General features: G+C 70.5%; 20 protein-coding genes. 8 read left to right on the plus strand and 12 right to left on the minus strand.

Features of this window, described 5'->3' with window-relative positions:
* Positions 1-443: 443 nt before the first annotated feature.
* Complete coding sequence (locus ACFY16_RS19860; protein WP_390648427.1) at positions 444-1,502, minus strand: cellulase family glycosylhydrolase; 1,059 nt, start codon at positions 1,500-1,502, stop codon at positions 444-446.
* 693 nt (positions 1,503-2,195) lie between these two features.
* Between ACFY16_RS19860 and ACFY16_RS19865 the strand changes: the two genes are divergently transcribed.
* Together ACFY16_RS19865 and ACFY16_RS19870 are read left to right on the plus strand one after the other, a co-directional pair.
* Positions 2,196-3,284 carry a LacI family DNA-binding transcriptional regulator gene (locus ACFY16_RS19865; protein ID WP_390648428.1) on the plus strand — a complete coding sequence of 363 codons (1,089 nt, stop codon included), beginning with the start codon at positions 2,196-2,198 and terminating at the stop codon, positions 3,282-3,284.
* 194 nt (positions 3,285-3,478) lie between these two features.
* On the plus strand, positions 3,479-4,117 hold the full coding sequence (locus ACFY16_RS19870; protein WP_390648429.1) for a PQQ-binding-like beta-propeller repeat protein: 639 nt from the start codon (positions 3,479-3,481) through the stop codon (positions 4,115-4,117).
* Positions 4,118-4,207: 90 nt separating this feature from the next.
* Here the strand turns inward: ACFY16_RS19870 and ACFY16_RS19875 are convergent, their stop codons facing one another.
* From ACFY16_RS19875 to ACFY16_RS19900, 6 genes are all read right to left on the minus strand, one after another.
* The gene (locus ACFY16_RS19875; RefSeq protein ID WP_390648430.1) at positions 4,208-4,972 is read right to left on the minus strand and encodes an ABC transporter ATP-binding protein; all 765 of its coding nucleotides are present in this window, start codon (positions 4,970-4,972) and stop codon (positions 4,208-4,210) included.
* Positions 4,969-5,769, minus strand: a complete 801-nt coding sequence (locus ACFY16_RS19880; RefSeq protein ID WP_390648431.1) for an ATP-binding cassette domain-containing protein — start codon at positions 5,767-5,769, stop codon at positions 4,969-4,971. Before ACFY16_RS19880 ends, ACFY16_RS19875 begins: the two co-directional genes overlap by 4 nt.
* Positions 5,766-6,629: an ABC transporter permease gene (locus ACFY16_RS19885; protein ID WP_390648432.1), complete on the minus strand. Its 864-nt coding sequence runs from the start codon at positions 6,627-6,629 to the stop codon at positions 5,766-5,768. Before ACFY16_RS19885 ends, ACFY16_RS19880 begins: the two co-directional genes overlap by 4 nt.
* On the minus strand, positions 6,626-7,591 hold the full coding sequence (locus ACFY16_RS19890) for an ABC transporter permease (RefSeq protein WP_390648433.1): 966 nt from the start codon (positions 7,589-7,591) through the stop codon (positions 6,626-6,628). Before ACFY16_RS19890 ends, ACFY16_RS19885 begins: the two co-directional genes overlap by 4 nt.
* Positions 7,591-9,111, minus strand: a complete 1,521-nt coding sequence (locus tag ACFY16_RS19895; protein WP_390648434.1) for an ABC transporter substrate-binding protein — start codon at positions 9,109-9,111, stop codon at positions 7,591-7,593. The genes ACFY16_RS19890 and ACFY16_RS19895 overlap by 1 nt, the downstream gene beginning before the upstream one ends.
* An 82-nt stretch (positions 9,112-9,193) precedes the next feature.
* On the minus strand, positions 9,194-9,925 hold the full coding sequence (locus ACFY16_RS19900) for a DUF1684 domain-containing protein (protein WP_390648435.1): 732 nt from the start codon (positions 9,923-9,925) through the stop codon (positions 9,194-9,196).
* Between the two features lie 265 nt (positions 9,926-10,190).
* On the opposite strand from ACFY16_RS19900, the gene ACFY16_RS19905 reads away from it, so the two are divergent.
* Both ACFY16_RS19905 and ACFY16_RS19910 read left to right on the plus strand, forming a co-directional pair.
* Entirely contained in the window at positions 10,191-11,357 is a 1,167-nt protein-coding gene (locus ACFY16_RS19905; RefSeq protein ID WP_390648436.1) for an MFS transporter, read from the plus strand.
* A gap of 183 nt (positions 11,358-11,540) precedes the next feature.
* The gene (locus ACFY16_RS19910; RefSeq protein ID WP_390648437.1) at positions 11,541-12,278 is read left to right on the plus strand and encodes a maleylpyruvate isomerase family mycothiol-dependent enzyme; all 738 of its coding nucleotides are present in this window, start codon (positions 11,541-11,543) and stop codon (positions 12,276-12,278) included.
* A 50-nt stretch (positions 12,279-12,328) separates the two neighbouring features.
* Here the strand turns inward: ACFY16_RS19910 and ACFY16_RS19915 are convergent, their stop codons facing one another.
* Complete coding sequence (locus ACFY16_RS19915; protein ID WP_390648438.1) at positions 12,329-12,733, minus strand: MarR family winged helix-turn-helix transcriptional regulator; 405 nt, start codon at positions 12,731-12,733, stop codon at positions 12,329-12,331.
* 85 nt (positions 12,734-12,818) lie between these two features.
* On the opposite strand from ACFY16_RS19915, the gene ACFY16_RS19920 reads away from it, so the two are divergent.
* Positions 12,819-14,306 (plus strand): MFS transporter, encoded by a 1,488-nt coding sequence (locus ACFY16_RS19920; RefSeq protein WP_390648439.1) that lies wholly within the window; start codon positions 12,819-12,821, stop codon positions 14,304-14,306.
* 74 nt (positions 14,307-14,380) lie between these two features.
* Positions 14,381-14,656, plus strand: a complete 276-nt coding sequence (locus tag ACFY16_RS19925; protein ID WP_390648440.1) for a DUF6332 family protein — start codon at positions 14,381-14,383, stop codon at positions 14,654-14,656.
* A gap of 24 nt (positions 14,657-14,680) precedes the next feature.
* Here ACFY16_RS19925 and ACFY16_RS19930 read toward each other — a convergent pair whose 3' ends face one another.
* The 3 genes from ACFY16_RS19930 to ACFY16_RS19940 form a co-directional block, all read right to left on the minus strand.
* Entirely contained in the window at positions 14,681-15,346 is a 666-nt protein-coding gene (locus tag ACFY16_RS19930) for a response regulator (protein ID WP_390648441.1), read from the minus strand.
* Positions 15,343-16,569 carry a sensor histidine kinase gene (locus ACFY16_RS19935; RefSeq protein WP_390648442.1) on the minus strand — a complete coding sequence of 409 codons (1,227 nt, stop codon included), beginning with the start codon at positions 16,567-16,569 and terminating at the stop codon, positions 15,343-15,345. The genes ACFY16_RS19930 and ACFY16_RS19935 overlap by 4 nt, the downstream gene beginning before the upstream one ends.
* A gap of 167 nt (positions 16,570-16,736) precedes the next feature.
* Complete coding sequence (locus ACFY16_RS19940; protein ID WP_390648443.1) at positions 16,737-17,462, minus strand: TetR/AcrR family transcriptional regulator; 726 nt, start codon at positions 17,460-17,462, stop codon at positions 16,737-16,739.
* A gap of 201 nt (positions 17,463-17,663) precedes the next feature.
* Between ACFY16_RS19940 and ACFY16_RS19945 the strand changes: the two genes are divergently transcribed.
* A complete protein-coding gene (locus ACFY16_RS19945) occupies positions 17,664-18,113 on the plus strand; it encodes a nitroreductase family deazaflavin-dependent oxidoreductase (protein WP_390648444.1) in 450 nt (149 codons plus the stop codon).
* Positions 18,114-18,120: 7 nt separating this feature from the next.
* On the opposite strand, the gene ACFY16_RS19950 is transcribed toward ACFY16_RS19945, so the two are convergent.
* A complete protein-coding gene (locus tag ACFY16_RS19950; RefSeq protein ID WP_390648445.1) occupies positions 18,121-19,401 on the minus strand; it encodes a geranylgeranyl reductase family protein in 1,281 nt (426 codons plus the stop codon).
* A 181-nt stretch (positions 19,402-19,582) separates the two neighbouring features.
* Here ACFY16_RS19950 and ACFY16_RS19955 point away from each other — a divergent pair, with 181 nt between their 5' ends.
* Positions 19,583-20,938, plus strand: coding sequence for a dipeptidase (locus ACFY16_RS19955; protein WP_390648446.1), 1,356 nt, complete (start codon positions 19,583-19,585; stop codon positions 20,936-20,938).
* The last annotated feature ends 405 nt before the right edge of the window (positions 20,939-21,343 follow it).

Here is a 21,343-nt window from a genome sequence, read left to right on the forward strand (position 1 = left end):
CGGAGGCCGAGCCCGAGATGTGTCGGCGGAGCCACCGTCAGCCACTGCACCTGAAGGTCCAGCAAGGCACAGGGCGAGGCGAGGAACCGGCACAGAGGCCCGAGGAGATGGGAAGCGAGGCTGAGACATCCGGACAGACCGGGTACGAGCTGACTCGGGACCACGGCTTCGGCGGCAGGGCCTGCGACCGGGCGAACCAGGTCGGGAGGCAACCGGCAAGCATGCCACGGAGCTGTCCGTTCGGGCCGCGCGGAAGGAAACCGCCGAACGCGCAGGTCAGTGACAGCGTAGAAGCGCTGATGCAGACGGTGCCGAAAAACGTCGCCGCCGGCCGACCCGCCGAAGAGGCGACAGGCACCCTGTTCGTTCACGCACCACACCGGTGCGGTGGGTCGCGGTGCCCGAGCACCGCGGCCCACCGGTCGATCTGATCGCCGTACGGCTCAGGGCTGGACGGGCTTGCCGTGTCCCCAGCTCCAGGCGAGGCGGTCGGCGCCGGACTGGTTGGTGGTGGCCAGCCAGGGGCGGGCGGCGTCGCCGATCAGCTTCTGGATCGAGTAGGTGTCATCGGTGCGCAGGCCCGGCCAGTAGACGGACCCCATCTTGAGCTGACGGAACGTGTCGGTGTCGGCCTGGATGAAGTTGATCGAGTTGTTGGTGGCGTCCGGCTTGTTGTAGTCGAGACCGGTGGTCATCGGGGCGCCGAACTCGTCGGCGACGGTGCGGTTCGCGCAGTCCCCGATGCGCTCCTTGAGGTCGGCCACCCACTGGTCGTAGGTGGCGTAGTCCTTCCAGAAGCCGTAGTGGTGCAGCGAAAGGTAGGTACCCTTCAGCCGCGGGTCGGCGCAGACCGAGGTGACGTGGTCGTTGTAGCCGGCACCGCTGACGAAGACCCGGTTGCGCGGGACCGACGGGTAGGTCGCAAGCCACTTCGCGGCGAGGTCGGCCCACTCGGTGTCGGTGTAGCCGTGGGGCTCGTTCATCGGCTCGAAGTAGACGCGCTTGTCGTCCTCGTAGGCCTTGACGACGGTGTTCCACATCGGCCAGTAGGTGGCCTCGTCGTCGATGAAGCCGTCCTTCTGGGCGCCCGTGCCCTCCCAGTAGGAGACGATGACCTTGAAGCCCTTGTCCGACGCCGCGTCGATGACGCCGCGATACGACTTCCAGTAGGAGCCGTTGACGGTGTACGGGTTGATGGGCAGCCGGACGGTGTTGGCACCGAGGTTGGCGCGGAACGCCGAGATGACCCGGCTCGCCTTGGCGTAGGTCTGGGCGTAGGTGTCGGAGAGCGACAGGCCGGACAGGACGACGGGGTCGTCGGCGTAGTTGTCGCGGGGGTCGGCCCAGTTGACGCCCTTGAACTGCGTCGTGTCCGTGCTCGGCGCGGCGGCGGAGGCGGGGCTGCCGGCGAGGGTCGTACCGCTGATCGCGGCGATCGCGACCGCCACGAAGGCGCCGCGCAGGCGAGGGGTGAAGCGGTTTCTGGCGGGGGTCTTGCGCATCAGTTTGCCCTTTCACGAAATGGCGGCTCGGCGCAGGGGGAATCTGCGCACGGAGGAACGGCCGTTGGGAGGTGTGACGGGCCGGAGGGGGTCTCGGCTCGCCGTTGGTCGACCCGTGATGACCGGGGGTACGGGTGCCCTTTGCAGTTGGCGTGCGGGAGAGAGGAAGGTGGTCACGCCGTCCGCGCGGGCGCTGTGTCGCCGCCGCCCGCCCTGAAATCGGGAGAGTTCAGCTGCGACGGGAGTCGCGGAGAAGGCGTCTCCGTGCGCCGACGCGCACGTCGGCGTCGGCCTCGGCGTCCTCAGGCAACGCGTAAGGCAGGGTTCTTGGCGGTGCCGGTCCTCAAAGCGGTGGCCGGCTTGCGCCGTCGAGCCGGCGGCCGGTCCAGGATCGCCGTCCCGAGGCGGACGGCCGCCACGCACCGCGCGGCCTCGTCTGCGGTGCTGAGCCCATCGACGCGCTCCTCCTCGCTCCACCGACCGCGACCCGATGTTTACGTAAACATCTAGCGGACACGACGGTGACCGGATCTCGCATCGGTGCTGCTCCCGTCGCGATGTTTACGTAAACTTCAGGGCGTCGGAATCGTGGCAGCCGCTCCAGCGATCGTCAAGGTCTCCCACGCGTAACATCCGTTGCACGGCATGGCGAAGTCCCGGACCCGGGGGCGAGGAAGGCGGGGTGGTGGGGCGATGAACCTGGACGACCAGGACGAGGTCTCCGTGCCCGCGGGCGGTGCCCAGCGGGGCGGCTCCGGCATGCCCGGCGGGCGCCGTAAGCAGCGCGTGTCCATGGCCGATGTCGCCAAGCTCGCGGGCGTCTCGTCACAGACGGTCTCGCGGGTCTCGAACGGTCATCCCGGGGTGATCGGTGCGACACGGGAGCAGGTGCTCGCGGCGATGCGGGAACTGGGCTACCGGCCCAACAGCGCAGCCCGCGCCCTGCGTTACGGCCAGTTCAACACCATCGGCGTGATCCTCTTCAGCCTGTCCTCGACGGGCAACAGCCGCACCGTGGAGGCGATCGCCACGCACGCCGCGGCCGAGGGATACGCGATCACCCTGATCCCCATCGACGTCCCGACCCAGGACAACGTGCTGGGGGCCTTCACCCGGATGGGTGAGCTGGCCGTCGACGCCGTCATCGTCATCATGGAGATCCATCTGCTCGACACCGGCACGGTGCAGCTGCCGCCCGGTGTGCAGGTCGTCGTCGTGGACTCCGACGCCGGGGACCGCTACAGCGTCGTCGACACGGACCAGGCCAACGGTGCCCGAAAAGCCGTCAGGCACCTTCTCGACCTGGGCCACCGGACCGTATGGCATGTGACCGGCCCTCAGACGTCCTTCGCCGGCCAGCGCCGGACCCAGGCCTGGCGCACCGTCCTGGAGGAGGCGGGACGCCCGGTGCCACCACCCCTGCACGGCGACTGGTCGGCCGAGTCCGGCTACGCGGCCGGTCTCGCGCTTGCCGGGGAACCCGACTGCACCGCCGTGTTCGCCTCCAACGACCAGATGGCCCTCGGCCTGCTGCGCGCCTTCCATGAACGCGGCCTCTCCGTCCCCGACGACATCAGTGTCGTCGGCTTCGACGACATCGCCGACGCCGCCTTCTTCGTCCCGCCCCTCACCACCGTCCACCAGGACTTCGCCGAGGTGGGCCGCCGCTGCGTCCAGGGCGTCCTCCGGCAGATCCGCACCCGAGGCGGCTCAGAACCCGGCACCGACCTCGTCCCGACCAGTCTGGTGATCAGGAACAGCACGGCAGCGCCACCACGCTGACGGGCCGGAATCATCTGTCCTCATACACCTGGCACCGTTTCATCGGAACCTGCCGCCGTCTCGTCCCGGGCGGCCTTTCCTGCATACGCCGCCCGCGCACCGGAGTGGGCCCGGAGCGGCCGCTGGAGTGAACGGTCCATGCCAGAAGAGTCCGGACCGGAGCCGTCCAGGCCAGAGCCGGTGGAGGAGATGCGGTGACCCTGCACGAGGAGGATCCGCGGTCCGTCGGCGGATACCGGATCGAATCGCGGATCGGCACCGGCGGCATGGGCATCGCCCATCTCGACACCCGCACGGGCAGAACACTGAGCTCGGTGAAGGCGCCCAACGGTGATCTGTGGCTGGCCACGGTGCACGACGGCACGGCCTACTACGCTCGGTGGGAGAACGACACCGGAGTCTCCGCCGCCTTCTTCATCCAGGACCTCAGCAGCGGGAAGACCCGCCGTATCGACTTCCCGTGGAGCATCGAGCGGGAAGCGCCTCCCCTCGTGCACGGCGACACCATGTACATCTTCGACTACGGCAACGAGACCCTGCTCGCCCTCGATCTGAAACGCGGCAAGCCGCTGTGGACCAGTCCACGCGAGCTGCGCGTCTTCAGCGAACCGGCCATCCACGCCGACCGGTTGTACGTCACCATGCCGGACACCGGCGTCGCCGCCCTCGACCCGCACACCGGCAAGGAGGTCGGGCGCACCGCCCCGTCCTTCGACACGGAGGGCCGCTCCTTCGAGGAACTGACGCCGAGTTCGGTGCCGCCGCTGCTGGTGGGCGGGGTGCTGTACGGGGTCAGCGGGCCGGGGATCTTTTCCGTCGCCGACGTACCCTGAGCGGCACGGACGGCCGGGGAGGCGTCGGCGCACATGGAGCGTGGCCGGCCACCGCACCCTGGCAGTCCTCCGCACGTCCTGGTTCCGCTCTCAGACAGGCAGGCGCGGCACGCTGTCGATGAGGCGGCGGGTGTACGGGTGTGCGGGGTCGCCCAGCACCTGGGCAGTGGCCCCCTGTTCGACGACGCGGCCGCGTTCGAGGACCGCGGTACGTTCGCAGAGCGAGGCGACGACCGACAGGTCGTGGGAGACCATCACAAGCGTCAGGCCCCGCTCCTCCTTCAACTCGGCCAGCAGGTCGACGACCTTCACCCGGGTCGTGACATCGAGCGCGCTGACCGGTTCGTCGGCGAGCAGCACCCGGGGATCGCAGACGGTGGCACGGGCGATCGCGATGCGCTGGCGCTGGCCGCCGGAGAACTCGTGCGGATAGCGTTCCGCGGTGTCGGCCGGCAGCCCGACCCGCTCCAGGGCGTCGGCCACCTTGGGCGCGGCCGAGTGCCTGGTGTCGATGCCGAGGGAGCGCAGCGGCTCGGCCACGATGCCGCCCACGCGACGGCGTGGGTCCAGCGACGAGTAGGGGTCCTGGAAGACGCACTGCACGCTGCGCCGGAACCGGCGCATCTGTTCGCGGTCGCGCAGTCCCAGCTCGTCCCCGTCGAAGCGCACGGTTCCCAAGGTGGGCCGGGCGAGCCCGAGCAGCAGCCGCAGCAGCGTCGTCTTGCCCGCGCCCGACTCGCCGACCAGGGCGAGGCTCTGGCCCGTCTCCACCGCCAGCGAGATGTCCTGCACGACGGGGGCGGCGCTCCCCCGGTAGCGCAGGGACGTCTCGTTCAGCTCCAGTACGGGCGTCATCGCGCGCTCCTCAGGTCCAGGGCGGACTCCAGCCGCCGAGCGCTTTCCACCAGCGCCTTCGTGTACTCGGCGCGGGGGTCCCGGACGATCTGCCGGACGTCGCCCTCCTCGACGGCGCGGCCGTCCTTCATCACCAGTGCACGGTCGGTGATCCTCGCGACGACCGCGAGGTCGTGGCTGACGAAGAGGACGGCCATGTCCCGTTCGCGTACGAGGGTGTCGATCAGGTCGAGCATCTCCGACTGGACGGACACGTCCAGGGCGGTGGTCGGTTCGTCCGCGATGAGCAGCTTCGGCTCGCAGGCCAGCGCCATGGCGAGGGCGACGCGCTGGCGCTGACCGCCGGAGATCTCGTGCGGGAAGGCACGGGCGATACGGTCGGGTTCGGGCAGCCGCACCTGCTCCAGGGCCTCGGCGACGGCCCGCTTCAGCTCCGCACCCCTCAGCCCCCGCCTCCTGCCGAGCGGTTCGGCCAGCTGCCGGCCGACGCGCATCAGCGGGTCGAGTGCGGTGAGCGGTTCCTGGAAGACGATGGCGGCGTCCCGGCCGCGCACGCCCGTGAGCAGTTTCTCGTGCGCGCCGACGATCTGGGTGCCGGCCAGTTCGACGCTGCCGGTGGCCGTCATGCCGTCGGGCAGCAGACCGAGCACGGCGAGCGTGGTCAGCGACTTCCCGGAGCCGGACTCGCCGATGAGGCCGAGTCGTTCTCCGGGGGCGATGGCCAGCGAAAGGTCGTCGACCAGGGTGCGGCCGTCCGTCGTACGGATGGTCAGTCCGCGTACGTCGAGGATGGTCACGTGCGCCTCCGCCGGGTCGCCGGGTCGAGGGTGTCGCGCAGGCCGTCGGCGATGAGGTTCACGCCGACGACGAGCAGGACGAGCAGGATGCCGGGAGCGAGCGCGCCCGCCGGGGCGGTGGTGAAGGTGGCCTGGGCCTCCTGGAGCATGCGGCCCCACGAGGCGTTGGGCGGCGGCGCCCCGAGGCCCAGGTACGACAGGCCGGCCTCGGCCAGTACCGCGAGGCCGAACTGGAGCGCCAGGTTCACCACGAGGGTGGGCCAGATGTTGGGCAGGACGTGTCCGGCCACGATCCGCGGCCAGGACGTGCCGGACGTGCGGGCGGCCGTGATGTAGTCCTGTGCCAGCACCCGCTTGACCAGGACGCGTACCAGTCGCGCCACGACGGCGCTCTGCGCGAGGCCGATGGCCAGTACGGCGGAGCCCAGTGTGGCCGAGCGCGCGGCGACGATGAGCATGGCCAGCAGCAGCGTCGGAAAGGCGATCAGGATGTCGAGGAACGCGGAGAGCGTGTCGTCGAGCCAGCCCTGTGCGAACGCCGCGAGGATGCCCAGCGAGACGCCGACGGCGACCGCGATGAGCACCGATCCCAGTCCCGCCTCGAAGGCGATCCGCGAGCCGGTCATCAACTGGGTGAACAGGTCGCGGCCGAGCTTGTCCGTGCCGAGGAGATGACCTGCGCCGGGGCCGGTGAGCCGTCCGCCCGACGTGTCGTCGGCGGCGTACGGAAGCCAGAGGACCGAGACCAGTGCGAGCAGGGCGATCAGACCGGACAGGACGCATCCGACGACGAGCGTGTACGAGCGCCTGGCCGACTGCTTCGTCCGGGTCACGGGCGGTGTCTGCGACAGTTGCGTCATCGGGTGCCTCCCGACAGCCTGCCGCGCAGCCGCGGGTCGATGATCCGCTGGACCAGGTCGGCCGCGAAGCCGATGAGCAGGACCGCGAGCGTGGAGACGAACAGCACGCCCTGGATGACGGGGTAGTCGTGCTGGGCGATGCCGGTGGCGAGCATCGAGCCGAGGCCCGGCAGCGCGTACACCGACTCCACGACGACCGCGCCGAGCAGCGTGGACGCCAGCTCGATGCCGAGGATCGAGATCACCGGTACGGAGGCGTTGCGCAGCCCGTGCCGCCACATGGCCCGCCCGAACGACGAGCCCAGCGCCCGTGCGGTCCGCAAGTAGTCGCTGCCCAGGATGTCGAGGGTGGCCGACCGGACGTATCGGATCAGGGACGCGCTCATGACGAGCGCGATGGTCACGACCGGCAGCACGAGTGAGCGGATCGCCTCACCGGGCTGGGACCAGCCGTCCGGCGGGAAGCCTCCCGCCGGTAGCCAGCCCGCGTTCAGCGCGAAGACGTCGATGAGAATCATGCCGAGCCAGAACACCGGTACGGCGATCCCCAGTTGAGACACTCCGCTCAGGAGAGCGCCGTACCAGGTGCGTCGTTTGTACGCGGCGAGGAAGCCGGTCGGTACGGCGATGAGGACGGCGAGGGCGAACGCGGCGAGCGTCAGCGGAATCGTGACGTTCAGCCGCGACCCGACCTCGGGCCCGACCGGCAGCGAGCTGACGAACGAGGTACCGAGGTCGCCGCTCGCCAACTGCCCGATCCAGTGGGTGAACTGCTCGGGCAGCGGCTTGTCGGAGCCGATGGAGTGCCGTGCCGCCGCGATCTGCTCGGGGCTCGCGCCCACCGAGGTGAGCGCGTTGGCGGGGTCGCCGGGCAGCATGCGCAGCAGCACGAACAGCACTACGCTCGCGAGCGCCAGCGACACCAGCAGGAAGGCGAGGCGACGCAGGAGATAGCGCGCCATCAGCCCTTCTTCTTGATGTCGTAGGCGTAGAACTGCGAGTTGAGGCCGTTGAGCGGGTAGCCGGACAGCTTGCTGCTCGCCACCACGATCTGCGGGTACAGGTACAGCCAGTCGCTGGCCGCGTCCTCGGCGGTCTGCTGGTTGACCTTCTTCAGCAGGGCGGTCTGCTCGGTCGTGCTGGAGGCCTCCTCGGCCTGCTCGACCCACTGGGTGACCTGCTTGTTGTCGTAGCCCCAGTAGAAGTCGGGGTTGCCGTACCAGACCAGGTCGCGGTCGTTGACGTGTTCCTGGAGGGTGGCCGTGAAGTCGTGGTTCTTGTAGACCTTCGTGTACCACTCGTCCGGCGTGATCGTGTTGATCTTGACGGTGATGCCGACCTTGGCGAGCTGCGACTTGATGAAGGTCGCGGCGGTCGGGTGCGGGTCGTAGTTCGGGGTGTCGAGGGTGAAGCTGAAGCCGTTCTTGTAGCCGGCCTCGGCGAGCAGCTTCTTGGCACGGGCGGTGTCGTACGCGTTGACCTTGGTCAGGTCCTCGTACCACGGGTCGGTGGGCGGCACCATCGAGCCGATGAGCTTGCCGTATCCGCCCCAGACCGATTCGAGGAGCTTCTTGTCGTCGATCGCGGCGGAGACGGCCTGCCGCACCTTGACGTCCGTGAACGGCTTGGCCTTGTCGTTGAAGGCGAGCAGCAGCTTGGTCGTCGAGTTGCCGTCGTTGACCTTGAAGCTCTGGTTGGACTTGAACTGGTCGAGGGCGTCGGGCGACTGCTCGCTCGTGACGATGTCCACGGCGTTCGTCAGGAGCGCGTTGTTCAGGGCCGTCGCGTCCTTGTAGTAGTGGAAGACGACCTGCTTGTTGCTCGCCGCGTCGCCCCAGTAGCCCGCGAACCGGTCGAGGCTGAGGGCGGAGCCGCGGGTCCACTTGTTCAGCTTGTACGGACCGGTGCCGTCCTCGCCCGTCTTCAGCCCCTTCGCCTCGGAGTTGATGATCCAGACATAGGAGAGGTTGTAGACGAAGGAGATCGACTTCTGCGACAGCGTGACCTTCACGGTCTTCGCGTCGGGCGTGGCGACGTCCTTGATGACTTCGAGATTGCTCTTGCGCGCGGACTGCGAGTCCTTCGCGATGACCTTCTCCAGGCTGTACTTGACGTCCTGGCTGGTCAGCGCCTTGCCGCTGTGGAACTTCACACCGTCGCGCAGCGTGAAGGTGTACGTGAGCCCGTCACCGCTGACCTTGTAGTCCTGGGCGAGCAGCTTCTCGACCTTGCCGTCGTCGGTGAGCCCGAACAGCCCTTCGTAGACATTGCCGTTGAGGGCTTCGGTGACGCCCTGGCCACCGCCCGCAGTGTTGTCGAGGTTCTGCGGCTCGTAGAGGGAGCCGATGTTGACGGTGGCGTTCGTGTCGACCGATCCGCCCGAGGCGCTGCCGCCGCCCGCACCGCCGCCGCAGGCGGTGAGCGTGAGAGCGAGTGCGGTAGCGGTCGCGCCGCCGTACAGGGAGGTCTTCTTGATGCTCATGAGGAGGAAGTGCCTTCGTGATGCGGGAAAGTGAGAAGCCGGAGTGCCCGGGAACCGGAGCGGTCGGGCACGGGAGCGGTGATCAGTGCTGCGCGAGGAAGCCGTCACGGAAGACGGGAAGCTTCTCGCCCGCCTCGACGGGCAGGTGGAAGCGGTTCTGCCGCGGCGGCATCGGACAGTTGTACTGGTCGGAGAATCCGCAGGGCGGCACGAAGGCACGGTTGAAGTCGAGGACGACGCGGCCGTCGTCGGGGGTGCGCTCCACGAAGAGGAAGCGCCCGGCACCGTAGGTGCTGTCGCCGTTGGTGGGGTCACCGAAGACGAGCAGGAGGGTTCCGTCGTCGTCGAAGGCGCTCAGCGTGTAGGCGCGACCGTCCACGGTGAGGGTGATGTCACCGGGTACGACGAGGTCACGACTGCCGCCGTTGTCCCGGATGTGCTCGAAGGCGACCTTCCGCGCGCCCGGCACCGGGGTGTACGCGGCCTCCAGGACCCACGCCGGGTCGTACGGGAAGACGTCGGTGCCCTCGAAGTGCTGGATGGCCGGCGACCGGGCGTCCCAGAAACGCAGGCCGTACTCGGGCTCGCCGGTGACGAGCTCGGTGCGCTCGACCGGGGTGACGGTGACGTGCTCCGGCTGTCCGGCGCGGGCCGCGTCGAGGTCGGACCGCTCACCGGCCGGGAGCCAGCGGGTCTCGACGAGGGCGAGGTTGCCGGTCGGCGCGGTGAGCGACTGCCGCCGCTCGGCACACCATGCCCGCCACTCCCCTGCGGGGTCGGCGGTCGGCTGGTCCGGGGCGGCGGTGTGGGACACGGTTTCTCATTCGCGTAGACGTTCGTCGGCTGCCGGGTCTCGAAGATCACGCTGCGTGAATCGATGCCCAAAGCAGCTTCTTTATCTTCCATAAGGGAAGCTAATGTCAAATACGTACCGCGATCACGGCCTCGGGACCTTGCGGTCTCGGAGTCTCGAGGCGGCATGGCGCGTCGGGCCACCCGTCGCCCCCCTTGCCCCCGCCGTAGGCCGAACCTAGCCTGAATTTGTGCCGCCAATAAACAAAGCCCGAACGCACAACGTCGTGCCGGGCCACGACCTGACCCGGCTCCGCATCGCCATCACCGTCTTCTTCGCCCTCGACGGCTTCATCTTCGCCGGCTGGGTGGTCCGCATCCCCGCGATAAAGGAACAGACCGACGCGTCGGCCAGCAGCCTCGGCCTCGCCCTCCTCGGCGTCTCCGCCGGAGCGGTCATCACCATGACGCTCACCGGCCGCCTCTGCCGCCGCTACGGCAACCACCAGGTCACCGTCGTCTGCGCCGTCCTGCTCTCCCTCAGTGTCGCCCTGCCCCCGCTCACGCACTCCGCACGGGCACTCGGCGCCGTACTGCTGGTCTTCGGTGCCGCGTACGGCGGGATCAACGTCGCCTTCAACAGCGCCGCCGTAGACCTGGTCGCCGCGCTGCGGCGGCCGGTGATGCCCAGCTTCCATGCGGCCTTCAGCCTGGGCGGCATGGTCGGAGCGGGTCTCGGCGGTCTGGTCGCTGCCTCACTCTCGCCCACCCGGCACCTTCTCGGCCTCACCTTCACGGGCCTGCTGGTGACCGCTGTCGCGGGGCGCACGCTCCTGCGCCACGAGCCCCCTGCGCCGCCGGCCGACGCGCGCCCCGGCCGGCACGGCACCCGCCGGCCGGACACCGGCACCCGGGGACTGGTCGCCGTCCTCGGCGTCATCGCCCTCTGCACGGCGTACGGCGAAGGAGCCATGGCCGACTGGGGCGCCCTGCACCTCGAAGAGGACCTGGCCGCCTCACCGGGGATCGCGGCGGTGGGGTACTCCTGCTTCGCGCTCGCGATGACGGCCGGTCGGCTGTCGGGTACGGCGTTGCTCGAGAGGCTGGGCCGCACCCGCACCGTGGTCGCGGGCGGCACCGTCGCCTCCGTCGGCATGCTGGTCGGTTCCCTCGCTCCTTCCGCGTGGGCGGCTCTGCTCGGCTTCGCCGTCACGGGGATCGGTCTCGCCAACCTCTTCCCGATCGCGGTCGAACACGCCGGCAGCCTCGCCGGACCGACCGGCGTCGCGACCGTCTCCACACTCGGCTACGGCGGCATGCTCCTGGGACCGCCCGCCATCGGGTTCATGGCCGACTGGTTCTCCCTGCCCACCGCTCTCACCAGCGTCGCGGCACTGGCCGCCGTGGCCGCCCTCATCGGATTCATCACGCGACGGGCATCCGCCACCGAGTAACCACGGACAGCCGTACCGGTCTCGCCTTCCACCCGGCACACCCCCTCGCACCGGCCGATTCCCCCGCCCACCACCGTCACGGCCCCGATCGGACCACCACACGACACGCGACCCGCACCGAGCGACCACGAGCGGCCGTGCCGGGCTTGCCTTCGACCGCACTTCATCGGGCACACTCGCCCCATGCAGACTGTCGAGTTCGTCGGGTTCCTGGACCGGGAGGGACGGTCGCTCGCCGCGGCCGCCGAGGCTGCGGGGGTCGACGCCAAGGTGCCGACCTGCCCGGGGTGGCAGGTGCGGGACCTGCTGCGGCACACGGGCGCGGTGCACCGCTGGGCCGCCCCCTTCGTCGCCGAGGGGCACACGGCACCCCGGCCCATGGACGACGCTCCGGACCTCGACGGCGCCGACCTCCTGGCCTGGTACCGCGACAGCCACCGTCACCTCGTCGACACGCTGACCGCGGCGCCGCCCGACATGGCGGCCTGGACCTTCCACCCCGCGCCGGTGCCCTCGCCCCTTGTCTTCTGGGCCCGCCGACAGGCCCACGAGACGGCCGTCCACCGCTACGACGCGGAGTCGGCGCTCGGCGGCACCCCCGGCCCGGTCGCCGCCGACTTCGCGGCGGACGGCATCGACGAGCTCCTGCGCGGTTTCCACGCCCGGCCCAGGAGCCGGGTCCGCACCGAGGCGCCGCGCGTACTGCGGGTGCGCGCGACGGACACGGGCGCGGTGTGGACCGTACGGCTGTCGCCGGAACCGTCCGTGACCACGCGGGACGAGACGGGGACCGCGGACTGCGAACTGGCGGGTACGGCCGAGCAGTTGTACCTGGCGCTGTGGAACCGGCGGCCGGTGCCGAGCGTGACGGGGGACGCCTCGCTGGCCGCACTGTGGCGGGAGAAGTCGACGATCGGCTGACCGTCGGACGCCTGGGGCGAAACACGCCCTGGGGCCGACGGCGGCGGGCGTCAGTCGGCGGGGCCGTCCGCCAGCATCCGCGTCAGCACGGCGCGCTGCACCGGCCGTACCTCGCCGTGCAGGTCGCGGCCCTGGGCGGTGAGGGCCACGCGGACGCCCCGTCGGTCTTCCGGACACATGGCCCGCTCGACGAGACCGTCCTTCTCCAGACGGGCGATCAGCCGCGACAGCGCGCTCTGACTGAGATGGACCCGCTCGGCGATCTCCTGGACCCGGTAGGCGCAGGAGCCGTCCGCCGCCGTCCCGTCGGACAGCACGTCCAGTACCTCGAAGTCGCTGGCGCACAGGCCGTGTCGGTGCAGGGCACGGTCGAGCTCGCACTGGGTGCGCGCATGGAGCGCCAGGATGTCCCGCCACTGATCCACGAGCGCCTGCTCGGCCTTCTTCGCCGCCATGCCGGCACCGTAGCAGAGAAACGAATTTGTTGCATCAGAATTAAATGCGCTTGCATTGCATGCACGTGCATGTAGTCTCGGCGTCATGACCTCTCCGCTCACCACCCCCGCGTCCGACGGGCGCTGGACCCCGCGACTGTGGGGCACCCTGCTGGTGCTGTGCGCCGCGATGTTCCTGGACGCGCTGGACGTGTCGATGGTCGGCGTCGCCCTGCCGTCCATCGGCTCCGATCTCCACCTGTCGACCTCTACGCTGCAATGGATCGTCAGCGGCTACATCCTGGGTTACGGCGGCCTGCTGCTTCTCGGCGGACGGACCGCCGACCTGCTGGGCCGGCGCCAGGTCTTCCTGGTGGCCCTGGGCGTGTTCGCGCTGGCGTCGCTGCTCGGCGGCCTCGTCGACTCGGGCCCGCTGCTGATCGCCAGCCGCTTCATCAAGGGCCTGAGCGCGGCGTTCACGGCACCGGCCGGCCTGTCGATCATCACGACGACCTTCCCCGAGGGCCCGCTGCGCAACCGCGCCCTGTCCATCTACACCACCTGCGCCGCCACCGGCTTCTCCATGGGCCTGGTGCTGTCCGGCCTGCTCACCGAGGCCAGCTGGCGCCTCACCATGCTGCTGCCCGCGCCCATCGCCCTGGTCGCCTTGGCGGCGGGCCTGCGGCTGCTGCCGCGCAGCGAACGCGAGAAGGACCACCAGGGCTACGACATCCCCGGCGCCGTCCTCGGCACCGCCTCGATGCTGCTGCTGGTCTTCACCGTCGTCCAGGCACCGGAGGCCGGCTGGGCATCGGCCCGCACGCTGCTGTCCTTCCTCGCCGTCGCCGCTCTGCTGACCGTCTTCGTCCTGGTCGAGCGGCGCTCGTCGGGGCCGTTGATCCGGCTCGGCGTGCTGCGCTCGGGCAGCCAGATCCGCGCCCAGCTCGGCGCGATGGCCTTCTTCGGGTCGTACGTCGGCTTCCAGTTCCTGGTCACGCTGTACATGCAGTCGCTGCTCGGCTGGTCGGCGCTGCACACCGCGCTCGCGTTCCTGCCGGCCGGCGCGCTGGTGGCGGTGTCGTCGACCAAGGTCGGCGCGATCGTCGACCGGTTCGGTACGCAGCGGCTGATCGCCGTGGGCTTCGCACTCATGGTCGTCGGGTACGGCCTGTTCCTGCGCGTCGACCTCGACCCGGTGTACGCGGCCGTGATCCTGCCGAGCATGCTGCTCATCGGCGCGGCCTGCGCACTGGTCTTCCCCTCGCTCAACATCCAGGCCACCAACGGCGTCGAGGACCACGAGCAGGGCATGGTCTCCGGTCTGCTCAACACCTCGGTGCAGGTGGGCGGCGCGATCTTCCTGGCCGTCGTGACAGCGGTCGTGACCGCGCACGCCCCCGCCGAAGCCGATCCGCAGGCAGTCCTGGACAGCTACCGCCCCGGGCTCGTGGTCGTCACGGGCATCGCCCTCGCCGGACTGCTGATCACGCTCACCGGCCTGCGACGCACCCGCCCGCACACGCAGCAGACCGTCGTGGTCGCCAAGTCCACCGTGAAGGAGGCGGAAGCGGAGCGCGTTGCGGTCCGCGACTAGGGGGCGCCTCCAGTGAAGCGTGTGCCCGGCGGGGGCGCTTGCCCCGCCGGGCACACGCCTGTTTGACTCATCGCATGACTGGTCACGGCGGACGGCGCACTCAAGCCGAGCGGGACGCGATCACCGTCGAGATCGGATACGCGCTGTGCAGCGCGATGTTCGCGGCGGCGGTCGTCGCCGGCGCGGTCGCCGGTCCCGCGCTGCTGTTCGAACTGCCGGGTGCGGTGGAGAAGTTCCTGCTGCGCACGGCGCTCGTACTCGCGCCCACACTATTCGCCGCCCGCGTGGTCAGTGTGCTGCTCCGCTTCCGGGGCCGGGTCGTCGTCGATGTCGATGCCGATGCCCGGTAGCGACGACCATGTCCGGTAGGGACCTCAGCCCAGCCAACCCGGCCGCACCAGCCCCGACTCGTAGGCCAGCACGACCAGTTGGGCCCGGTCACGCGCGCCCAGCTTCACCATCGTGCGGCTCACATGGGTCTTCGCGGTCAGCGGGCTGACGACCAGACGGCGGGCGATCTCCTCGTTGGACAGGCCGATGCCGACCAGGGCCATCACCTCGCGTTCTCGCTCGGTGAGCCTGGCGAGGGTGTCGGCGGCCGCGGGTTCCTTGGAGCGGGCCGCGAACTCGGCGATCAGCCGACGGGTCACGCCCGGCGAGAGCAGCGCGTCGCCCTCGACCACCGCCCTTACGGCGCGCAGGAGTTCGTCGGGCTCGGTGTCTTTGACCAGGAAGCCGGAAGCGCCCGAGCGGATCGCCTCGAAGACGTACTCGTCGAGTTCGAAGGTGGTCAGCATGACCACCTTGACGTCCGCCAGGCCGGGGTCTTCGGTGATGCCACGGGTCGCGGCCAGGCCGTCGAGGCGGGGCATGCGGATGTCCATCAGGACGACGTCGGGGCGCAGTTCACGCACCGCGTGCAGCGCCTCCTCGCCGTCGGCGGCCTCCCCGGCCACCTCGATGTCCGACTGCGCGTCGAGCAACGCCCGGAAACCGGCCCGGACCAGGGACTGGTCGTCGGCGAGCAGTACACGGATCACCGGTCCTCCTCGGCCTTCAGCGGCAGTACGGCGAGCACCCGGAAGCCGCCGTCCGGGCGCCGCCCCGCCTCGATCGTGCCGCCCAGCGCGGCCGCCCGCTCCCGCATTCCGGCCAGGCCGTTGCCACTGCCTCCCACGTCGGCGCCGGTCGCGGGCCCGTCGTCGTCGATGCACAGTCGCAGCGCCCCTCCACCGTGCTCGAGGTGCACGCGCGCGTGCCGCGAACCCGAGTGCCGTACGACGTTGGTGAGGGCCTCCTGGACGATGCGGAACGCGGCGAGATCCGCGCCGGGCGGAAGCCCTGGCGGCTGCCCCTCGACCTCGACCGTGAGGCCCGCGCCCGCCGCCTGTTCGACCAGCTCGGGCAGCCCCTCGAGGCCGGGCGCCGGCGCGCGCGGCACGTCACCCGGTGTACGCAACGTGTCGAGCACCTGACGGACCTCCCCGAGCGCCTCTTTGCTCGCGGCCTTGATGGTGCTGAGCGCCGTGCGCGCCTGCTCCGGGTCCGTGTCCAGGAGCGCGAGGCCGACGCCCGCCTGGACGTTGATCACGGAGATGCTGTGCGCGAGGACGTCGTGCAGTTCCCGGGCGATCCGCAACCGCTCCTCGTCGGCGCGCCGACGTGCGGCCTGCCCGCGCTCGGCCCGTTCCCGGGCCCACTGCTCACGTCGTACCCGGGCCAGTTCGGACACCGCCACGATCGCCACCACCCAAGTGGCGCCGCCGACCTCCTGCCACCAGGAGGCGGACGAGTCACCGGACGGCGGCAACCACCGGTAGAGCCAGTGGGCCGCCAGCACGTGCCCGGCCCAGAGCATTCCCACCGCCGACCAGGCGGCCCGGCGGTGCCCCGCGACGACCGCGCTGAAGCACGCGACGGCGACGGTCAGGAAGACCGGTCCGTACGCGTATCCGGCGCCCAGATAGATCATCGCGGCCGCGGCCGTGCCGAACGCGACGGCCACCGGATACCGTTTCCGCCACAGCAGCAGGGCTGAGCCCACGAGCAGCAACACGCGCGCGAAGACGTCGAGAGAGGCCCGCCCGCTTTCCTGTGCGTGGGCCGCGAAGTTCGACCCGACGAGCACGAACACGGTGACCAGCACGGTGGAGCGCCACGGCCACCGGGCGCCCCACTGGCCGCCGTCCCGGAGGTTCCCCCACGGAGGCCCGTGCCACCACCACCGGGGCGGGCCACCGCCGGGTACGCGCTGCTCGTCCATGCCCGCCACGCTAGACGCCGCGAACGGCGGCGGGCGTCCGCCGGGCGGGGCGATCACGCGTACTCCCCGCGGAGTACATCCCGTGTTCCGACTTGTGTGCCGCCCTACCCCAGGCCGGAGACAAGGGGAGAAGGCGACAAGGCGACAAGGCGACCTAAGGCACGTTCTTAATCAGCCCGCCCCTGCTGCGGGTACACCAGCCCCACACCATGCGCGAGCTGGGTCACGGCGTGCCGGAAGAACGGCTCCCTGTCCTCCACGACCCGGTTGAACTGCCCGAACAACTCGAATCCGATCAGCCCGAACAGCTGAGCCCAGGCCGCGGCCAGTGCTGTGACCACCCCCGGGGGCAGATCTGGCGCGAGGTCGGCCGCCATCCGCTCGGCCTCGGCGCGCAGCTCGGCCGGCAGCGGCGGCTTGGCCACACCGAGTCCCCGGTGCGCGTCCCGCACGATGCCGATGAAAACGGTGCCGACACGGGCGGCGGCCGGAACGGTCGTCTCGGGCGCGGAGTATCCGGGCACCGGAGATCCGTAGATCAGCGCGTACTCGTGCGGGTGTGCGAGCGCCCACCCGCGTACGGCCTCGCAGACCGCGGTCCACCGGTGCGCCGGACCGGCCTCGGCAGCCCCGGCCTCCGCCGCCTCCGCACTCTGGCCCAGGGAGTTGTAGGCGTCGATGATGAGTGCGGTGAGCAGGTCGTCACGGCTGGGGAAATAGCGGTACAGCGCGGAGGAGACCATTCCGAGCTCGCGGGCCACGGCCCGCAGCGAGAGCTTGGCGGCACCCTCCGCCGCGAGCTGTCTGCGCGCCTCGTCCTTGATGGCCGCTGTCACTTCGATCCTGGCGCGGGCTCGGGCTCCGTGCGTGGCGCTGCGTGCGGTGTTGCTCATACGGGCGAGTGTCCCACGCTTTGGGAGCAGTGCACACATTCAAGAGCAGCGGACACAATCAAGAGCATCGCCCAAAAAAGAGAGCGGTGCTCTTGATTTGGGTCGCCGATCTCCATCACACTGTTCTCAAGCGAGAGCACTGCTCACACAGTCCGCATCCCGGGCCCTCTGCGCGCCCAGGACTTCCAGGAGGAAGTTGCCATGTCCACGCACGTCAAGAAGCCCGGCTGGTTCACCGTCAACGTCTTCAACCGTGCCGTGGCCTGGATGACCCGCCGCGGCATCAGCATCTGGGGCTCCCGGGTCCTGGCGGTCCGCGGCCGCAAGAGCGGCGAGTGGCGGACCACCCCCGTGAACCTCCTGACGGTGGACGGCCTGCAGTACCTGGTCGCCCCCCGCGGTCACGTCCAGTGGACACACAACATGCGCGCGGCGGGCGGCGGCGAACTGCGCCTCGGCAAGAACGTGGACACGTTCACCGCGACCGAGGTCGCCGACGACGACAAGGTCCCGCTGCTGCGCGCCTACCTCAAGCGCTGGAAGGCCGAGGTCGGCGCCTTCTTCAACGGAGTCGGCCCCGACTCCCCCGACGACGACCTGCGCCGGATCGCCCCGGACCACCCGGTCTTCCGCATCAGCGTCAAGAACTGAACCAGCATCAAGAACCGGCCTCGCCAGCCTCGCGGACCTCGGCGACCCCACCGTCCGAGGCACCCGCGGCCGCCGCGGCGGGCCGACGGTCCAGCGCGGTCAGGGCGCGCTGGGCGAAGGGGCGGCTGCGCACGAGCTCACCCAGCGACGTCGCACCTCGCGTGATGTCCGTGAACGCCCGCCAGGCGGGCCGGAACCCCGTAAGAGCCGCGTGGAAGACACCCGGACGCCGCTCGAACGCCGTCAGCAGCCGCTTGCCGACGCTCATCTCCACACCCAGCCCGGCCTTGATCGCGAACGCGTAGTTCAGGGCCTGCCGACGTGCGTCCACGGCGTCGTGCGCCTCGGCGATCCGGACCGCCCACTCCCCCGCGAGCCGCCCCGAGCGCAGCGCGAACGAGATGCCCTCGCGCGTCCACGGCTCGAGGAGCCCCGCCGCGTCTCCACACACGAGGACCCGCCCGCGCGACAGCGGCGAGTCGTCGGCCCGGCAGCGGGTCAAGTGGCCGGAGGAGATGCTCGGTTCGAAGCCGGCGAGGCCGAGCCGGGCGACGAAGTCCTCCAAGTAGCGCTTGGTCGCCGCGCCTTCACCACGGGCCGAGATCACCCCGACCGTCAGCGTGTCCCCCTTGGGGAACACCCAGCCGTAGCTGCCGGGCATCGGCCCCCAGTCGATGAGGACCCGCCCCTGCCAGTCCTCGGCGACCGTTTCCGGCACCGGGATCTCCGCCTCCAGGCCGAGGTCCACCTGGTCGAGCTTCACCCCGACGTGCGCCCCTATGCGGCTGGCGCTGCCGTCCGCGCCGACGACCGCCCGCGCGAAGAGCGTCTCGCCGCCCTGCAGCACGACGGCGACCGTGCGCCGGTCCGGCACGGCCGACCCGTGCTGCTCCACCCGCTGCACGGTGACGCCCGTACGCAGTTCGGCGCCCGCCTTCTGCGCGTGCTCGACCAGCTGCTGGTCGAACTCGGGCCGGTTGATCAGCCCGAACAGCATCTGCTTGGAGCGGCGGGTACGGGTGAAACGGCCGTTGTTCGAGAAGGTCACCGCGTGCACACGGTCCCGCAGCGGCAGCTCGAAGCCGGGCGGCAGGGAGTCACGCGACGGACCGATGATGCCGCCGCCGCACGTTTTGTAGCGGGGCAGCTCCGCTTTCTCCAGCAACAGGACGCGGCGCCCCGCGACCGCCGCCGCGTAGGCGGCCGAGGCCCCCGCGGGTCCCGCGCCCACCACGACGACGTCCCACACCTGCCGCACGTCGTCCGCCGAAGAGTTCTCGCTGCTCACGATGGTCTTATGCTCCCGATCAAGCCGCTGCCGCACCTGTCCCCCGCATCCTACGGCTGCTGTCGCCGCAGGCCACTGTGGGAGGATCGGCAGCGTATGCGCCCTGTACACCAGGCGCGCATAAGCTGACACGATCATCCGTACTCACCAGTACAACGTCGCACCTACAAGGAGCGTGCCCATGTCGTCGAATCCGGTCGCCGAGACCGTCGCCTCGCTGATGCCCAGGGCGAAGGCGGAGCTCACCGAGTTGGTGGCCTTCAAGTCGGTGGCGGACTTCGACCAGTTCCCGAAGAGCGAGAGCGAGGGCGCCGCGAACTGGGTCGCCGACGCGCTGCGCGCCGAGGGCTTCACGGACGTGGCGCTGCTCGACACCCCCGACGGCACGCAGTCGGTGTACGGCTACCTGCCCGGCCCGGAGGGCGCCAAGACCGTCCTGCTCTACGCCCACTACGACGTGCAGCCGCCGCTGGACGAGGCCGCGTGGACCACGCCGCCCTTCGAGCTGACCGAGCGCGACGGCCGTTGGTACGGCCGCGGGGCCGCGGACTGCAAGGGCGGCGTGATCATGCACCTGCTCGCCCTGCGCGCGCTGAAGGCGAACGGCGGCGTCCCGGTGCACGTCAAGGTGATCGCCGAGGGTTCGGAGGAGATGGGCACGGGCGGCCTGGAGCGGTACGCCGAGGATCACCCGGACCTCCTGGCGGCCGACACGATCGTCATCGGCGACGCCGGCAACTTCCGCGTGGGCCTGCCGACCGTCACCTCCACGCTGCGCGGCATGACGCTGGTCCGCGTGCAGGTCGACACGCTCGAAGGCAACCTGCACTCGGGCCAGTTCGGCGGTGCCGCACCCGACGCGCTGGCCGCCCTGATCCGCGTACTGGACTCGCTGCGTGCCGAGGACGGTTCGACGACGGTCGACGGGCTCGCCCCCGAGACCCGGTGGGACGGACTCCAGTACGACGAGGAGCAGTTCCGCAAGGACGCCAAGGTGCTCGACGGCGTCGGACTGATCGGCTCCGGCACGGTCGCGGACCGCATATGGGCCCGCCCGGCCGTCACGGTCCTCGGCATCGACTGCCCGCCGGTCGTCGGCGCGACCCCCTCCGTGCAGGCGGGCGCCCGCGCGCTGGTGAGCCTGCGGGTGCCGCCGGGTGTCGACGCGATCGAGGCGACGAAGCTGCTCCAGGCCCACCTGGAGGCGCACACGCCGTGGGGTGCGCGGGTGCGGACCGAGCAGATCGGCCAGGGGCAGGCGTTCAGCGCCGACACCACCAGCCCGGCGTACGCGGCGATGGCCGAGGCGATGGCGGTGGCGTACCCGGGTCAGGAGATGCAGTACGCCGGCCAGGGCGGCTCCATCCCCCTGTGCAACACCCTGGCGTCGCTCTACCCGCGCGCGGAGATCCTCCTCATCGGCCTGAGCGAGCCGGAGGCGCAGATCCACGCGGTGAACGAGAGCGTGTCACCCGAGGAACTGGAGCGGCTGTCGGTGGCGGAGGCCCTGTTCCTGCGCAACTACGCCGGCGGCTGATCCGTTCCGCCCGCAGCAGAGGGCCCCTCGTCACACGGTGGGGGGCCTCCCGCGGCACGATGTGCTGTTCACCGGCGACACGGTGGCCGCGTCCCGGTCGACGGCAGCATGATGCCCGGCGTGTTCAACCTCGACCGCCTTCGAGGCGCGCGCCGCGGGTCAGATGAACCGGCTGGTCACCGCCCTCACCGGCTGCGGTCGCAAGGACCGCGAGGCCTTCGTCCACGTGTGCGCCGACGGCGCGCGGCCGAAGGGATCCCGCGGGCCGCGGCCGGGATCATCACGCGGAACGCGCCGGTCACCGCCAGGACGGCGGGGTTCGTCCGGCAGCTGGAACAGGGGAGCGAACTGACGCGCCTACCCGTTCGAGACGCTCCGCGCTGCCGCACGGTTCATCCCGTCAGG

It is taken from the genome of Streptomyces sp. NPDC001315 (assembly GCF_042896175.1).
Taxonomy (GTDB): Bacteria; Actinomycetota; Actinomycetes; order Streptomycetales; family Streptomycetaceae; genus Streptomyces.

What these genes read in the sequence shown, in the direction of transcription:
- ACFY16_RS19860 (WP_390648427.1), bottom strand. Translation starts at nt 1,502, where the DNA reads ATGCGCAAGACCCCCGCCAGAAACCGCTTCACCCCTCGCCTGCGCGGC.
- ACFY16_RS19865 (WP_390648428.1), top strand. Translation starts at nt 2,196, where the DNA reads ATGAACCTGGACGACCAGGACGAGGTCTCCGTGCCCGCGGGCGGTGCC.
- ACFY16_RS19875 (WP_390648430.1), bottom strand. Translation starts at nt 4,972, where the DNA reads ATGACGCCCGTACTGGAGCTGAACGAGACGTCCCTGCGCTACCGGGGG.
- ACFY16_RS19885 (WP_390648432.1), bottom strand. Translation starts at nt 6,629, where the DNA reads ATGACGCAACTGTCGCAGACACCGCCCGTGACCCGGACGAAGCAGTCG.
- ACFY16_RS19890 (WP_390648433.1), bottom strand. Translation starts at nt 7,591, where the DNA reads ATGGCGCGCTATCTCCTGCGTCGCCTCGCCTTCCTGCTGGTGTCGCTG.
- ACFY16_RS19895 (WP_390648434.1), bottom strand. Translation starts at nt 9,111, where the DNA reads ATGAGCATCAAGAAGACCTCCCTGTACGGCGGCGCGACCGCTACCGCA.
- ACFY16_RS19910 (WP_390648437.1), top strand. Translation starts at nt 11,541, where the DNA reads ATGCAGACTGTCGAGTTCGTCGGGTTCCTGGACCGGGAGGGACGGTCG.
- ACFY16_RS19915 (WP_390648438.1), bottom strand. Translation starts at nt 12,733, where the DNA reads ATGGCGGCGAAGAAGGCCGAGCAGGCGCTCGTGGATCAGTGGCGGGAC.
- ACFY16_RS19920 (WP_390648439.1), top strand. Translation starts at nt 12,819, where the DNA reads ATGACCTCTCCGCTCACCACCCCCGCGTCCGACGGGCGCTGGACCCCG.
- ACFY16_RS19925 (WP_390648440.1), top strand. Translation starts at nt 14,381, where the DNA reads ATGACTGGTCACGGCGGACGGCGCACTCAAGCCGAGCGGGACGCGATC.
- ACFY16_RS19935 (WP_390648442.1), bottom strand. Translation starts at nt 16,569, where the DNA reads ATGGACGAGCAGCGCGTACCCGGCGGTGGCCCGCCCCGGTGGTGGTGG.
- ACFY16_RS19940 (WP_390648443.1), bottom strand. Translation starts at nt 17,462, where the DNA reads ATGAGCAACACCGCACGCAGCGCCACGCACGGAGCCCGAGCCCGCGCC.
- ACFY16_RS19945 (WP_390648444.1), top strand. Translation starts at nt 17,664, where the DNA reads ATGTCCACGCACGTCAAGAAGCCCGGCTGGTTCACCGTCAACGTCTTC.
- ACFY16_RS19955 (WP_390648446.1), top strand. Translation starts at nt 19,583, where the DNA reads ATGTCGTCGAATCCGGTCGCCGAGACCGTCGCCTCGCTGATGCCCAGG.